This window comes from Bartonella sp. DGB1, assembly GCF_041345015.1.
Lineage (GTDB): Bacteria > Pseudomonadota > Alphaproteobacteria > Rhizobiales > Rhizobiaceae > DGB1.
In genome coordinates this window covers 140,412-156,008 of the sequence record NZ_CP166769.1, presented here as the reverse complement: position 1 = coordinate 156,008, position 15,597 = coordinate 140,412, and the positions used below count along the sequence as shown (strand labels likewise).

At 31.4% G+C, this 15,597-nt stretch carries 14 protein-coding genes; 3 read left to right on the top strand and 11 right to left on the bottom strand.

The genetic code is table 11. The features are described 5' to 3' along the window. Positions 1 to 41: 41 nt before the first annotated feature. The 5 genes from dapD to rph form a co-directional block, all read right to left on the bottom strand. Entirely contained in the window at positions 42 to 884 is an 843-nt protein-coding gene (dapD, locus tag AB6T46_RS00725) for a 2,3,4,5-tetrahydropyridine-2,6-dicarboxylate N-succinyltransferase (RefSeq protein WP_370931546.1), read from the bottom strand. 334 nt (positions 885 to 1,218) lie between these two features. Continuing rightward, positions 1,219 to 2,124 (bottom strand): acetylglutamate kinase, encoded by a 906-nt coding sequence (gene argB / locus AB6T46_RS00720; RefSeq protein ID WP_370931545.1) that lies wholly within the window; start codon positions 2,122 to 2,124, stop codon positions 1,219 to 1,221. A 65-nt stretch (positions 2,125 to 2,189) separates the two neighbouring features. Next, positions 2,190 to 3,338: a radical SAM family heme chaperone HemW gene (gene hemW, locus AB6T46_RS00715; protein ID WP_370931544.1), complete on the bottom strand. Its 1,149-nt coding sequence runs from the start codon at positions 3,336 to 3,338 to the stop codon at positions 2,190 to 2,192. Positions 3,339 to 3,349: 11 nt separating this feature from the next. After that, entirely contained in the window at positions 3,350 to 3,991 is a 642-nt protein-coding gene (rdgB, locus tag AB6T46_RS00710; RefSeq protein ID WP_370931543.1) for an RdgB/HAM1 family non-canonical purine NTP pyrophosphatase, read from the bottom strand. An 8-nt stretch (positions 3,992 to 3,999) separates the two neighbouring features. Further along, a complete protein-coding gene (rph, locus tag AB6T46_RS00705; RefSeq protein ID WP_370931542.1) occupies positions 4,000 to 4,722 on the bottom strand; it encodes a ribonuclease PH in 723 nt (240 codons plus the stop codon). Between the two features lie 193 nt (positions 4,723 to 4,915). Between rph and grpE the strand changes: the two genes are divergently transcribed. Next, positions 4,916 to 5,470, top strand: a complete 555-nt coding sequence (grpE, locus tag AB6T46_RS00700) for a nucleotide exchange factor GrpE (RefSeq protein ID WP_370931541.1) — start codon at positions 4,916 to 4,918, stop codon at positions 5,468 to 5,470. Between the two features lie 676 nt (positions 5,471 to 6,146). Here grpE and AB6T46_RS00695 read toward each other — a convergent pair. From AB6T46_RS00695 to def, 6 genes are all read right to left on the bottom strand, one after another. Next, positions 6,147 to 7,730, bottom strand: coding sequence for a peptide chain release factor 3 (locus tag AB6T46_RS00695; protein WP_370931540.1), 1,584 nt, complete (start codon positions 7,728 to 7,730; stop codon positions 6,147 to 6,149). 161 nt (positions 7,731 to 7,891) lie between these two features. Continuing rightward, positions 7,892 to 9,538 carry a lysine--tRNA ligase gene (locus AB6T46_RS00690; RefSeq protein WP_370931539.1) on the bottom strand — a complete coding sequence of 549 codons (1,647 nt, stop codon included), beginning with the start codon at positions 9,536 to 9,538 and terminating at the stop codon, positions 7,892 to 7,894. Positions 9,539 to 9,610: 72 nt separating this feature from the next. Then, entirely contained in the window at positions 9,611 to 10,459 is an 849-nt protein-coding gene (locus tag AB6T46_RS00685; protein WP_370931538.1) for a transporter substrate-binding domain-containing protein, read from the bottom strand. 109 nt (positions 10,460 to 10,568) lie between these two features. After that, positions 10,569 to 11,309: a tRNA pseudouridine(38-40) synthase TruA gene (truA, locus tag AB6T46_RS00680; RefSeq protein WP_370931537.1), complete on the bottom strand. Its 741-nt coding sequence runs from the start codon at positions 11,307 to 11,309 to the stop codon at positions 10,569 to 10,571. Position 11,310: 1 nt separating this feature from the next. Further along, the gene (gene fmt, locus AB6T46_RS00675) at positions 11,311 to 12,258 is read right to left on the bottom strand and encodes a methionyl-tRNA formyltransferase (RefSeq protein ID WP_370931536.1); all 948 of its coding nucleotides are present in this window, start codon (positions 12,256 to 12,258) and stop codon (positions 11,311 to 11,313) included. Positions 12,259 to 12,260: 2 nt separating this feature from the next. After that, positions 12,261 to 12,779 (bottom strand): peptide deformylase, encoded by a 519-nt coding sequence (gene def / locus AB6T46_RS00670; protein ID WP_370931535.1) that lies wholly within the window; start codon positions 12,777 to 12,779, stop codon positions 12,261 to 12,263. A 93-nt stretch (positions 12,780 to 12,872) separates the two neighbouring features. Between def and AB6T46_RS00665 the strand changes: the two genes are divergently transcribed. Together AB6T46_RS00665 and AB6T46_RS00660 are read left to right on the top strand one after the other, a co-directional pair. Further along, positions 12,873 to 14,120 carry an aromatic amino acid transport family protein gene (locus AB6T46_RS00665; protein WP_370931534.1) on the top strand — a complete coding sequence of 416 codons (1,248 nt, stop codon included), beginning with the start codon at positions 12,873 to 12,875 and terminating at the stop codon, positions 14,118 to 14,120. An 84-nt stretch (positions 14,121 to 14,204) separates the two neighbouring features. After that, positions 14,205 to 15,482, top strand: a complete 1,278-nt coding sequence (locus AB6T46_RS00660) for an amino acid permease (protein ID WP_370931533.1) — start codon at positions 14,205 to 14,207, stop codon at positions 15,480 to 15,482. The last annotated feature ends 115 nt before the right edge of the window (positions 15,483 to 15,597 follow it).

Here is a 15,597-nt window from a genome sequence, read left to right as displayed (position 1 = left end):
AAAACTGTTTTTATACATAACAGTTTTATACATAATCGCTATTAACAGCGAAGTAAATCATTAACGGATGTCTTTGAGCGTGTTTTTTCATCAACTTGTTTAACAATTACAGCACAATATAAATGAGGATCGCCTTCATTAGCATTTTTACTTGGCATACTTCCAGCAACCACTACTGAATAGGGTGGTATCTCACCATAAGTAACTTGTCCTGTCATGCGATTAAATATTCTAGTAGATTGTCCTAAATATACCCCCATCCCTAAAACACTTCCTTCCCTTACAATACAGCCCTCAACTACCTCAGACCTAGCTCCGATAAAACAATTATCTTCTATTATTGTAGGTCTAGCTTGCAAAGGTTCCAACACACCCCCTATACCTACTCCACCCGACAAATGTACATTTTTACCAATCTGAGCACAAGAACCAACAGTAGCCCAAGTATCTACCATTGTACCCTCACCTACACTAGCACCCAAATTTACAAAACAAGGCATTAATATAGCTTTAGGAGCTATGTAAGCAGAAAGACGCACAATTGCACCTGGTACCGCTCTAAAAGCTGCTTGTTTAAAAGAATTTTCATCCCAGCCTTCAAATTTTGAAGGCACTTTATCCCACCAAAAACTATTTTCTACACCACCATTCATAAGCTTCATATCATTCAAACGCATAAATAATAAAACCGCTTTTTTTAACCAATCATTTACTATCCAATTACCTTGATCATCTCTCTGTGCTACTGCTACTTTACCAATATCTAATAAATTTATACTTGTGGTAACAGCATCTTTTATTATTTTATTCTCAGTAATTTCAATATTATTAAGTTCATCAAAAGCATTTTCAATTATGCTACGCACTTCTTCTAATTCTGACATTTTAAACCTTCTATAATTATGGAACAAAAATCTTAAACCTTATTTAATAAATAATGCTAATTAAATAAACTTGCAATATATCTATCTATAACCAAGAACCTGAAACACTAACAAAAAAATAAGAATATTTTAGTGAGAGATAATCATTATAATCCTCACATTTTACACATGTTAATATTATAAGATACAAAATCTCAAGCCTTACTCAATAAGTCACTCTAATTCAAATAAACTTGCAATATATCTATAACCAGTCACCGCGATACTGCTGGAATAAAATATTTTCATTTATGAGAGCAGAGCCTATAGCTAGCACATTATAAATATTCTATGCTTATGGTACAATAAGTGTCCCCGCGCCTTGCTCACTAAATAATTCTAACAAAATAACATGCGGTGAACGTCCATCTAAAATTACCACTCCTTCCGCACCTCTTTTAATAGCAGCAATACAAGTCTCTATTTTAGGGATCATACCGCCAGTTATAGTTCCATCTGCCATTAATGCTTCAGCCTCAGATACAGTCAAAGCTGGTATTAACTTTCCTTGCTTATCTAATACACCAGGAACATTGGTTAAGAATAATAATCTTTTAGCAAACATTGCACCTGCGATCGCACCTGCAAAAATATCAGCGTTAATATTATATGTAAAGCCATCACGACTTGGAGCTACAGGAGCAATAACTGGAATAACAGCAGAGTTAGCTAAAATATCTAATAATTGCCGATCAACATCTACTGGTTCTCCTACGAAGCCCCAGTTAATTTGTTTTTCCTCACCGGTTTCCGGATCAACAACAGTTTTTACTAACTGTTCCGCAAAAACCATCTGCCCATCTTTACCTGAAAGACCTATTGCCCACTCACCTTCATTATTAATAAGAGAAACTATTTGCTTATTAATAGGTCCAGATAAAACCATCTCAACTACTTCAATAGCTTTTTCATCTGTAACTCTTAACCCTCTTTCAAAATAGCTCTCAATAGACATTTTTTTCAAAATAGCATCTATCTGCGGTCCTCCGCCATGTACAACGACTGGATTAATGCCTGATTGCTTCAATAACGCAATATCTCGCGCAAAAGCTTTATCCAGTTCTTTGTGCCCCATGGCATTACCGCCATATTTTATCACTATAGTCTGCTTTTCATACTTTTGCATATATGGTAAAGCCGAGGATAAAAAACGCGCTTTTTCTTCCATAGATATATGATTAAAATTCTTAGTATTAGGCATAATAATCTCCAGCCATTAGTTAACTCAGCTTTATAAATACAATCATCATTTTTAGCTATATTTTACTAATACACAAGACATTTTAAAATATAATCAACAAGCAAACGACCCTTTGGAGTTACTTGCAGCCAGTTTTTATTGTATAAGTTAACTAATCCTTGTTTTTGTAAAGAATTAGTTAACTTATCTAGCTTTTTACCAGTAAGTTTTTCATAAATAGATAAATCAACTCCCTGACGCAAACGCAACCCCATTAACAATAATTCATCACCCTGTTGCTGAGGCGTTAATGTTTCTTCTTCTACTATGCCATGTCCATTTGCTAAGACTAAATTTAACCATCTTTCTGGTAATTTTTCTGTTATAGTCACATATTTATTAGGAGTATCCTTGATAAATCGGCCATGTGCTCCTGCTCCAACTCCAATATAATCACCATATTGCCAATAAAGTAGATTATGTATCGATTCGGCTCCTGGCTTAGCATAATTAGATATTTCATATCCTATTAAACCTCTAGCCTGGGTTATTTTTTGTGTTTCTTCATATAGGGTTGCAAATTCTTCTTCGTTTAACATTTTTAATTTATCAGCTTTATAGAGATAATAAAAATGTGTGTTGGGTTCAATTGTTAATTGATATAAAGACAAATGGTCAGCTGCTAAATCTATAGCATAATTTAATTCTTCCTGCCATTGTTCAAGAGTTTGCTCAGGACGAGCATATATTAAATCAAACGATAATCTATTAAATATATCTCTAGCAGTTTCGATAGCATATAATGCTTGCTTGACACTATGCTTCCTACCTAATTTAATTAAGTCGTTATCATTTAATGCCTGCACTCCTAAAGATAATCTATTGACCCCTAATTTATTAAATTGATAAAATTTATTTGCTTCTACTGAAGTAGGATTCGCTTCTAAAGTAATTTCAACTTTATCACTCACTGACCAATATTTATATATATTATCTAATATTATTTCTAAAGTCGCAGGCTCCATCAATGAGGGAGTACCACCTCCTATAAAAATACTGGTTACTTTCCTGCTTCCAGTATGCATAGCCATAAATTGTAACTCTTTAGCATAAGCTTGAGCATATATTTTTTGATCTATCTCTCGTCTGCGCACATGACTATTAAAATCACAATAAGGACACTTAAAAGCACAAAAAGGCCAATGAATATATATACCAAAAGATTTATCTAACATTGATAATTCTGCTAACTAAAAAATAATTTTTCAGTGAATTGCTTAAAAGCCTTAGCTCTATGAGATAAAGCACTAACTGCTCCCGGTCTCCAGGAATGTTTTTCAATAGAACTCATTTCACCGAAAGTTCTTTTTTCTCCTTCAGGTAAAAATATAGGATCTAACCCAAAGCCTAATTCACCTCGTGGTGGCCAAATAATTTCCCCCTTTACTTCTCCTTTAAAAAATAATTTTTTTCCGTCAGGCCAAGCTAAACATAGCACAGATATAAAAGAAGCCTGTCTATCTTTAGGTGATATTGCAGAAACTTCTCTTAACTTATGCTCAATTTTTTCCATAGCCATCGTAAAATCTCTTTGACCAGATTCACTTTCTGCCCAATTAGAAGTATAAATACCAGGAGCACCATTTAAAGCTTCGATACATAATCCGGAATCATCTGATAAAGCTACTTTACCTGTTTTTTCTGCTACATATAATGCTTTAATAGCAGCATTTTCTTCAAAGCTCATTCCAGTTTCCTCTGGTTCTTCTAAATAATATTCTGCCGCAGATGAAATTTCTAAATCAGTAAAAGATAATAATTGTTTAAATTCACTAATTTTACCTTCATTGTGAGTGGCAAGTATTAACTTGTTATTTATAAAAGTCATATCATCTCCTAAATTTGTTGCACCGCTAAATTTTGCAACTTAATCAATTTATTAATTGCATCTTTTGCTAAATTAGATAATTTATTAAATTGATCTTCTGTGAATGGTTCTTTTTCCGCTGTTCCTTGGATTTCTACAATACCACCATTACCCGTCATAACAAAATTTATATCAGCCTGAGCGTTACAATCCTCAGTATAATCCAAATCTACCAATAATTCTCCGTTATATATACCACAAGAAACAGCCGCAATATTGTCTGTTATTATTTTGTTATTATTAACTAATTTATTTTCTTTTAGCCAATTAACTGCGTCATATAAAGCTACCCAAGCACCTGTAATAGCAGCAGTTCTAGTACCACCATCTGCTTGTATAACATCACAATCTATAATAATTTGTATTTCACCTAAAGCATTTAAATCCATAATAGCTCTTAATGATCTTCCTATTAATCTTTGTATTTCTAAAGTTCTACCTGACTGCTTTCCTGTTACTGCCTCACGTTTTACTCTACTATTAGTTGCTCGTGGTAACATATTATATTCTGCTGTAACCCACCCCTTACCGGATTTTTTTAAAAAATGTGGTACATTTTTTTCAACAGTAGCCGTACATATTACCTGAGTATCGCCAAATTTTACTAAGCAAGATCCTTCAGCATATTTTATTATATTTCTTTCAAATGAGATATTTCTCATTTCACTGCAAGCACGATTTAACAAACGCATAAAAACCTCAAAATAAATTAGTAAAATTATAAAAAATATGGTATTTTATTATATATCAATTTTAAAGCAAAAACCCTATAAATAAATAAACTTATGCTAAGCTAATGAAAACAGTCAATTAATGTCTTTTATATCTTGATTTTTATAAAAAAATTCTCAATATCATTTTATAATTTAATGTAACAGGTAAAATATGTCTAACGAAGAAAATATTCCGCAACAAAAAGATACAGAAACAGAAAATATAATTAATAACGAAGCTGAGCTTACAGAAGACAACGAGAAATCTGCTGATAAAATAGCTTTAGAAGAATTACAAGATAAATATATAAGACTCGCCGCTGAAATGGAAAATTTGCGTCGACGTACACAAAAAGAGGTACAAGATGCTCATAGTTACAGCATAAGTAAATTTGCTAGAGATATATTATCCGTGGCAGATAATCTAAATCGCACCCTAAAAGCATTACCAAAAGAAGACGAAATAAAAGAAAATAATATTTTCCAAACTTTCGTACAAGGCGTGGAAATGACTGAAAGAGAAATGTTAACCACCCTAGAAAAACATGGGGTTAAAAGCATTAATCCTCAAGGGGAAAAATTCGACCCTAATTTCCATCAAGCTATTTGTGAATCACCTAATGATCAATTACCAGATAATACTGTCCAAGAAGTTATTCAGACAGGCTTTATAATTGGTGATCGTATTTTACGACCAGCATTAGTAATGGTAGTAAAAAATAAATAAGATTAACTTAAGAATATATTTAGTTAATCACAGATACAATAAACAGAATTTCCTTTAAGAATAAAATCTACCCTCCTATTTATTAAAATGTTTTTTAAAGGAAATTCTGTTAAAAATACCCCGATAAAAATCACCTAAATATATCACTAAATCAAAAAATATTATCAATGGATATAATAACCCATATCTATAGATTATTACATCGAACTCACATCTAATTAACTTTTAAAATACCAGGTTAAAGAGCCAATAAAGATATTTCTAAGTAAATAAAAAATTCAAAAAACAAAAATCTTTATAATTAAATAACTCCAGTAAACAAATGTTATTCTTTGGTTTTATTAACACAGCTTCTAACCTAAAAAAATAAAAACACAAAAAGATAACTTTATAAGCAATTTAATATTAAGCAGTTAAAGTTAATTTATTAGTGTTTATTTAACCTACAATACAATTCTAGGCTAAATAAAAATTTTACTCATCAATTAACTTAATAAGATTATTATTAAAATAACTTTTATTAAACAGCTAAATTTTAATTGTAATTTACCGCTTTGATAAAAGTTAAATATTTAATATCTAAATAAGCCATTATAGTATAATGGCTTATTGATCAGACTGCATAAGATAATATAACCATGATTAACTAAATCTATGCTTGAGTTAAGCTAAATTATTAAGCTATCACAACCTGATAATCTTTAACATCAGTTACCTGAATATTTTCCCACCGCTCTAATTCATAATTTAAAGAAAATAAATTTGCAGCTAAAAACACTGGATCTCCATCTAGATCATAAGCTATATCCATCCTATGACTATCAATAAAATCAGCTAAAACTTTATCCGTAGAAGCCTTTATCCATCTACATATTTGATAACGAGACATTTCAACATTAGCACATATATTATATTCTAACTCTAATCTTTGTAATAAAACATCTAACTGCAAGGCGCCAATGACTCCAACTATTGGAGCACTACCATCATCAGGCACAAAAATCTGCACAACACCTTCCTGTGCTAGTTGATGTAAAGCCTCTTTTAATTTTTTAGCTTTCATTTTATCACTTAAATTAATACGTCTTAATATTTCAGGAGCGAAATTAGGAACACCCTTAAATAACAATTTTTCACCTTCGGTTAAAGTATCACCAATCCGCAATGTACCATGATTAGGTATACCAACAATATCTCCAGCTACAGCTACATCTAAAGTTTGCCTAGTTCTAGCAAAGAAAAATTGCGGCGCAGATAAAGTGATAGGTTTGGAGGTTCTAACTAAATTAACCTTCATTCCTCTTTTTAACTCTCCTGAACATACCCGCATAAAAGCTATACGATCTCGATGCTGCGGATCCATATTAGCTTGTATTTTGAAAATAAAACCTGACATTTTATCTTCTACTGGGTCAACTGTACGAATATTAGTAGATTGTGACCTAGGTGACTCACCATACTCGCTTATAGCTTCTATAAGATCTAATACCCCTAAATTTTTTAAAGCAGATCCAAAATAAACTGGTGTTAAATGACCTTCTTTAAAAGATTTTAAACAAAAAGCATCACAAGCCTCTTTAACAAAAGAAACGGATTCAACCCATGTATCCCTTTGTGATTCAGGTAATAAATTTAATAAGCGTATATCACTTACATTATCAATATTTATTTCCTCATTCGCATCCTTATTTAACCGTAGTTTATTTTCATGTAAATGATAAGTAGCAACTAACTCCTTACCAATACCAACAGGCCATGTCATAGGAACGGTAGTTAAAGCTAATTTATTTTCTATTTCATCTAATAAGATAAATGGATCTTGCGCTTCTCTATCCATTTTATTAATAAAAGTGATAATAGGTATATTACGTAAACGACATACTTCAAATAATTTTAAGGTTCGCGGCTCTATTCCTTTAGCTCCATCTAAAACCATTATCGCACCATCAACCGCCGTTAAAGTGCGATAGGTATCATCTGCGAAATCCTCATGTCCGGGGGTATCAAGTAAATTAAAAATAATATCATTATATTCAAAAGTCATAACTGAAGTAACAACTGAAATACCGCGCTCACGTTCAATTTTCATCCAATCTGAACGTGATTGAATACGATTTTTTTTTGCCTTTACTTCGCCCGCTAAATGAATAGCTCCTCCGAACAATAATAACTTTTCAGTTAAGGTAGTTTTACCTGCATCTGGGTGTGCAATTATAGCAAAACTTCTTCTTCTTTTAACTTCTTTAGCTCTATTAAACATATTTTACACTCTATTTAATTAATCTTATCTCTCTAAAGTCTTTTGGAATTAATTTTACATTTTCCTCAATGACATAAAGAGCTATAAAAAAACTAAATCAAAGCTTCCTCTTTTAACGTCTTGAACCTTATTAAACATAGTATATTCTACCTAATGGAATATTATCTCTCTAAAGTATTTTGAATTAATTTGACTGTTTCCTCGATACCATAAAGAGCTATGAAAGAACCAAATCTTGGCCCTTTTTCTTGACCTAATAAAGTTTGGTAGAGCATTTGAAAAAAATTTCCGGCTACAGCTACCCCTCCATCGGGGCTTTTTTTAACTGGATCATGATAACGCTCAAATCGACGGGCTACCATTAATAAATTATTTTGTATAACATTGCTATCACTGTTCACCGGCAAAGTCTGCAGAACATCTATAATCTGTTGTAAAACTTCAATTTCTTCGTTATCTGGCTTACGATATTTTTTCTGCGGTAAAATAAAATCATTAAAATAACGTAAAGCATAATTCACTAATTTATCTAATTCTGGAGCAGTAGCTGGAGTCACTCCCTCAGCATAACTAGAAATAAAGCCCCATAACACATTAGCATTTTCTGCATTAGATGCACTTACTAAGTTTAATAATAAAGCAAATGATACGGGCATTTCCACTTCAGGAGGACAACCGTTATGAATATGAAACAAAGGATTTTCTATTATTTGTACTGGAGTTTGCTTTTTCCATGCGGCCAAATAACTATAATATTCATCCACGGCTTTAGGTATCACATCAAAATATAATCTTTTAGCCGTTTTAGGTTTTTGATACATATACAACGATAAACTTTCAGTTGGTGCATATCTTAACCATTCTTCAATAGATAGACCATTTCCTTTAGATTTAGAAATTTTACCACCTTTTTCATCAAGAAAAAGTTCATAACTAAATCCTTCTGGTGGATTACCGCCTAATAATTTACAAATTTTTGTTGCTAATTGCACAGATGGAATAAGATCTTTACCAGACATTTCATAATCAATTTTTAATGCATACCAGCGCAATGCCCAATCTGCTTTCCATTGACATTTTACATTACCACCAGTGATTACTGTTTCTATAGTTTGATTATTATCTGGATCTATATAAGAAATTATTCCTTTTTCTACATCAATAATATTAATAGGAACTTGCAAAACTTTACCGGTGTTAGGGCTAACAGGTAAAAAAGGAGAATAACTAGCTTGTCTCTCTTCTCCTAAAGTAGGTAACATAACCTGCATAACTTTATCATATACAGCAATTAACTGTAATAAAGCTTGGTCAAATCTACCATCTAAATAATAATCTGTAGCGCTAGCAAATTCATATTCAAAGCCAAATTGATCTAAAAAAGCACGTAAACGCGCATTATTAGCATGACCGAAAGAAGTATATTCAGAGTCGAAAGGATCAGGTACCATTGTTAATGGTTTACCTAGAGATTCTGCTAACTTATCCCTATTAGGTACATTTTCTGGCACCTTACGTAGTGCATCACGGTCATCAGAAAAGCAAATCAATTTAGTTTTAACTGTATCATTAGTTAAAACTCTAAAAGCAAATCTGACCATGTTAGTCCGTGCAACTTCTCCAAAAGTTCCAATATGGGGTAAACCAGAAGGACCATATCCTGTTTCAAATAATACTACTTCTGGGAATCCAGTTTTTTCATATCTTTTAATTATTTTTTTTGCTTCTTCAAATGGCCAAGCTTTAGAATTGCTTGCGGCTTCTAACATTTCGTTAGATAAGGCTAAATTATTGCTAGATATAGTCATTTATAATCTCTTTAAATATAATTTAATGTCTGACTATAACTTGCTTTTGCTTTTTTTACAAGCAACTACTTATTATTCAATAAAAGCAATAGGAAAATATTGTAAATATAATTCCTCTAATTTTCCTTTTTGTTCTAAAGAAAATAACGCGAAATTAATAGCATATAACAATTTTTTATCACCTTTTTTGATTCCTATTGATAATCCAGGATTTAAAATTTGCGGAGCCCAATAATTGCCGCCAATGAACTTACAACATTTGTTAATATGCGTTAATTTTAACCACTGAGAAAATTTAAATCCATCTCCTAAAGCTAAAGATATTCTACCAGCATATAAAGCAGCCAGCAAAGAATTATCATTTGGATATAAGTTAATATCACTAGTAGCAAAATAACTTTTTGCTAACTTAGCCTGTTTACTATTTGCTACCACTCCTATAGTTAGCTGCTGTAAACTTTCATTAGTTACCCTAAAATTGCTATCTATCATTTCTTTATTCGCTAAAAATCTAGCCGGAAATCTTAAATATTCTTCACTAAAATCTATAATTTTACGAGTCTCGCCATTATTAACTACACCAGCTACAACAGCTTTAGCTTTACCCTTTGATATTTCCGATAATAAATTATTCCAAGGCACGGCTTTAATAACACATCTATCAATTACATCTAATTCTTTACAGATTAATCTGACTAATTCTAAATGATAACCGACTAAATCACCATTATCGTTAATATAATTAAATGGAGGGAAATCATTGCTAGTAATGAATAATAATTCTTTATGTTCTGAAAGATCTGGTCTTAAAATATAATCAAAATTATCTATAAATTTTACAAAGCCATAAGATATGCAAATAGCCGATATAAAAATAACCTTTGCAAATAACAAATTTATTATTTTTTGCACTTTGTTCATTATAAACCCCTTAATTGTTATATCCAATTAAATAGAGTGCATAAAATAATAAAAAATATTCTGCGCTATTTTAATAAGTTATTATAACAAAATAACCCCGATAATTTAATTAATAATCTACCGCAACAAAATATAAACCATAAGGCGGAGCGACACGACCACATTTAGTTCTATCACAAGCTTTTAAAGCTTGCTCTAAATCATCAACTGACCATCTTCCTATACCGACCTCTATTAAACTACCAACTATAGAGCGCACCTGATTATGCAAAAATCCCTTAGCTGATAAATAAAATTCTATAAAATAACCATTAACTATAATATCACATTGGTCTAAATGACGTACAGGATTTTTAGCCTGACAATTAACAGATCTAAAAGTGGTAAAATCATGTAAACCAACTAATTTTTTACTAGCGGCTACCATAGATTGAATATCCAATTTATTCGGTACCCACCAACATCGATTTTTATCTAAAACAGCTGGAATATTTCTATTATAGACTTTGTACATATAATGTCTTTTTACAGCAGAAAATCTAGCATTAAAGTCATCGGCACATAATTGCGCATCAGTTACGATTATATTTTCCCTATTTAATTTTAAATAACCATTAATAGCTGACATTAATTTATATTCAGTTATCTTTTTATTCAAATCAAAATGCGCAACTTGTGACAAAGCATGTACACCAGCATCGGTGCGCCCCGCCCCCACAATAGTTACATTTTCTCCGCTAAAAGCAAAAATAGCCGTTTCAATAGCTTCTTGCACTGAGTGGTGATCTTTTTGTCGTTGCCAACCAACATAGTTAGACCCCTCATATTCTATTAGTATTTTATAACGCATCTTATCCTAATTTTAATAATCTCACTGATTTAAAAAATTCAGTAAAAGGTAGAATCTTTCCTCCAGCTTTTTGTAATAATGACACACTTATAGCACCACCCCCATCGCAAACGATAATAACGCCATTATCACTTATATGACCAGTGTGCTGAAAATTTAGCGCAACATCAGCTTTTAATAGTTTCACTCTTTCTGTTTTGATAACTCCAGTATTTAAATATTCTAATTGCATCTCACACCAGGCTCCTGGCATAAGTGATAGACCATTAATCTGTTGAGCTATCATCTCAGCGGACTGCTCCCAGTTTATTTTTGTCTCATCTTTAGATATTTTATTAGCATAAGTAATTCCCTTATCTGACTGAGGAACCAATAATAAATTACCTCTCTCAAGTAAATTTAACGCTTCTATGACCAATATAGATGCTTTTTGCACTAAAAGTTCTGATAATTCAGTCGCTGTAGTATTAGTTGTAATTTTTTGCTTAGCAGTTAAAGCTATATCTCCTGTATCTAAGCCTTGATCCATTTTCATAATCATAACGCCTGTTTCCTTATCACCTGCCATTATAGCGCGCTGTATAGGAGCAGCCCCCCGCCATCTAGGTAATAAAGATGCATGTATGTTATAACAACCTAAAGTTGGATTATCTAAAAAAAACCTTGGTAGCAATAGACCATAGGCAACTACTATAGCTACATCTATTTTTAAATCTGCAAATTGTTTTTTTATTTGGTCATCTTTAAGGCTAATAGGGGTAAAGATGGGTAGATTAAGTGTTTTAGCATATTGTACTACTGGTGACTCAATTAATTGTAAGCCCCTACGTCCAGCTGGTCGAGCCGGTTGTGAAAAAACAGCGCAAATATTATAGTTAGCCTGTACAATTGTTTTAAGTATCTCAGCGGCGAATACTGGAGTTCCCATAAAAGCAACACGTAAAGCCATTACTATAGCACCTTACCATTTTGCCGTTGTAATTTGTTAAATCTTTTAATAACCATATTTTTTTTCATTTTCGATAGGTGATCAACGAATAACAGTCCATCTAAGTGATCAATTTCATGTTGTATGCATGTAGCTAATAGTCCATCTACATCACATTCTACTTTTTGTCCTTTTGTATTAATATAAGACAATTTTATTTGAGCCGGTCTTTCTACTTCGGCCGTTACATTTGGTATTGATAAACAGCCCTCATTATAAATAGATCTTGTATCAGAAGAGTGAATTACAGTAGGATTTATAAAAATCCTTGGATCAGGATTTTGGTTATCCCCAATATCCACAACAATAACTCTTTGCAAAACTCCTATCTGCACAGCTGCTAAACCAATCCCCTGAGCACTATACATTGTATGCAACATATCATCAGCTAATGTTAGTATTTGCTGATCTACTTTTTCTACTGGCGTAGATATTCTTTTCAATATTGGGTCAGGTAAAACAATAATAGGTTTAATAGCCATTGCAATTTATATCCTTGATAAATATAATGTTTTTAACATAGTTAGTAAAATTATGGCAATTTATTTTTAATTGGTAGCGTAAAGTTTTAAAAGATGCAAGATGATTCCCTGGGACTTAAGAAGTTAAACAAATATGACATACATTGGATTCTAAGTATTTATGGTAGCGCGATAGGTGCAGGCATATTATTTTTACCAATTGAAAGTGGCATCGGCGGTTTATTAACATTTGTAATGCTTTTGGGCTTAGCATTTCCTACGACTTACTTATCACATAAATATCTTTCTTATCTTATTTTAAACAGCAAAAATAAAAATTACGATATTGTTTATGGCTTAACCCATTCTTTTGGCAAATATTTAGGCGGTTTTTTATTATTTTTATATTTTTTAGATGTATTTCCATTATTAATTATTTACGCTGTCTCACTCATCAATAACATTGATCATATATCCACTAATTTATTAAATATTACCACTCCTCCTGTTTGGATTTCTTTATTATTTATTACAAGCCTGTTATTACTGTTAGTTAATATAGGTAAAGATTTTATTGCTAAATTAATTAGCTTTTTAGTCGTTCCGTTAATTGTCTTTTTAGCAATCTTTTCTCTAGCTATTATCCCTTTTTGGAATGGAGCGATTTTTACAGATTTTTCTATCAGTAATATTAATATTCTAGAAAATAACAACCTTGTTAAATCTAGCTGGTTAACTATTTCCCTAATGATTTTTTCTTTTAGTTACTCTTTTATAGTATCACCTTTTGTCAGCTCTACCAAAAGTAGATATGGAGAGTTTGCAGATAAAAAAATAAATGACATTTTATTTTATGCAAGCCTATTAATCATAGCTACAGCTTTATTATTTGTCTTTAGTTGCGCTATGATTCTAACATCTACGGATTTTGCGTTAGTTAAAGAACAAAACATCAATATATTAGATTATTTTTCTCAAAAATTAGATAACCCTATTTTAAAATATACTTCTTCTATATTCGCATTTATAGCCATCTTTACATCTTTTGTAGGTTTATTATTAAGTGCTAAAGAATCTTTAGCAAACTTATTTTTAAAAATCTCCTCTAAAAAATATAATAATCCATTATCTACAATATTTCTCCTTTTGTTTATTTGCATAATATCCACTACCAATCCAAACATATTAAATATTATAGAATTCATAGAAGGACCTATAGTAGCAATTTTATTTTTTATCATGCCAACTTATGCATTATATAGAATTCCTCAATTAAAAAAATACCGTTCAGCTCCAACAGATATTTTCTTAATTATCATAGGTTTGCTAGCAATATCTACCTCATTTTCCTTCTTTACGTAAAGATTACTAACATATATTAAAAAATATTTGACCCTGACATTTTTTATAACTATCATAAAAGTTAGTTATAAAAGAGGAGAAAATATGAAAAAAGAAACTATAATTAAACCTTTACAGAAATGGAATAAGGTTGATACCGCTTGGGCTCTGAGCCTATACGGTACCGCTGTTGGGGCTGGTATATTATTTCTGCCAATTCAATTAGGGCTCGGAGGATTACTGCCCGTATTAATTATGGCAATCATTGCTTTCCCTATGGCGTTTTTATCTCACCGCAATGTTGCTAGAGTGGTACTAGCTGGTAAAAATGCTAATGATGATATTATTGATGTTACTAAACAAAATTTTAACAGTAGCTTTACTAATTTTTTTGCTATCTTATACTTTTTATCCGCATTTCCTATATTAATGATCTATGGGGTAGCTTTAACCAATAATGTCATAAATGTTATGGTAGAATTATTAGGCTGGTCTACACCTTCACGTTGGTGGATAGCTTTAGTAATTATTACTTTATTAACATTAGCGGTTAATTTTGGGAGAATAATCGTTATTAAAATTATGAGCTTTCTAGTTTTTCCACTAATAGCCTGTTTGTTTTTATTTTCCTTAGCTATGATTCCTCATTGGAATTCTGCCATTCTAGAAACATTATCTTTTAGTTATGTTGCACCAGTAGAAACTCATAATAGTTTAATTAAAGCATTATTATTATCATTTCCTGTTATGGCTTTTGCCTTTTATCATATGGTAGTGATTTCTGCATTTGCTTCCTCTAATAAAGAAATATACGGTGAAAATGCTGAAAGAAAAATATCAAAAACCTTAACACTAGCTGTTTCATTAATGGTATTCACAACGATCTTCTTTGTGGTTAGTTGTGTTATGGTTCTTAGCCCTGAACAATTGAACGAAGCTAAAATGGATAATATCAGTGTATTAGATTTTTTAGCTATAGTTTTACAAAATCCAGCAATTAAATATGTAGCTTCAGCCATTGCATTTGTTGCAGTTGCTACCTCTTTTTTAGGACATTATTTAGGAGCACAAGAAGCATTTAGATATTTTTTCAGTCACATATATAGACCTAAACAAGCAACTATTTCTAATGAAAAAATACAAATAGTAACTGCTATTATTATATTTATTTCTGTATGGTTAGCAGCAACTTATAACCCAAGCGTTGTTGCAACTATAGTGAATGTTTTAGGTCCAATATTGGCTTTTATCTTGTTTTTATTTCCTTTAATAGCAATCTACACCATACCTCAATTATATAAATATAAATCTTTAATACCAGATTTATTCATTGCATTAATAGGTCTAGGTTGTATGTATATTGCAGCAGTCTCGTTACTATAAAATACCAATTATAATGAGTATACTACTGGCTTACCTTTAGTATACTCATTATAAATTTGATAACTCTATCTAACAAATTTTATAGCAATCACTGTAAGTCACACACCACCTCAAA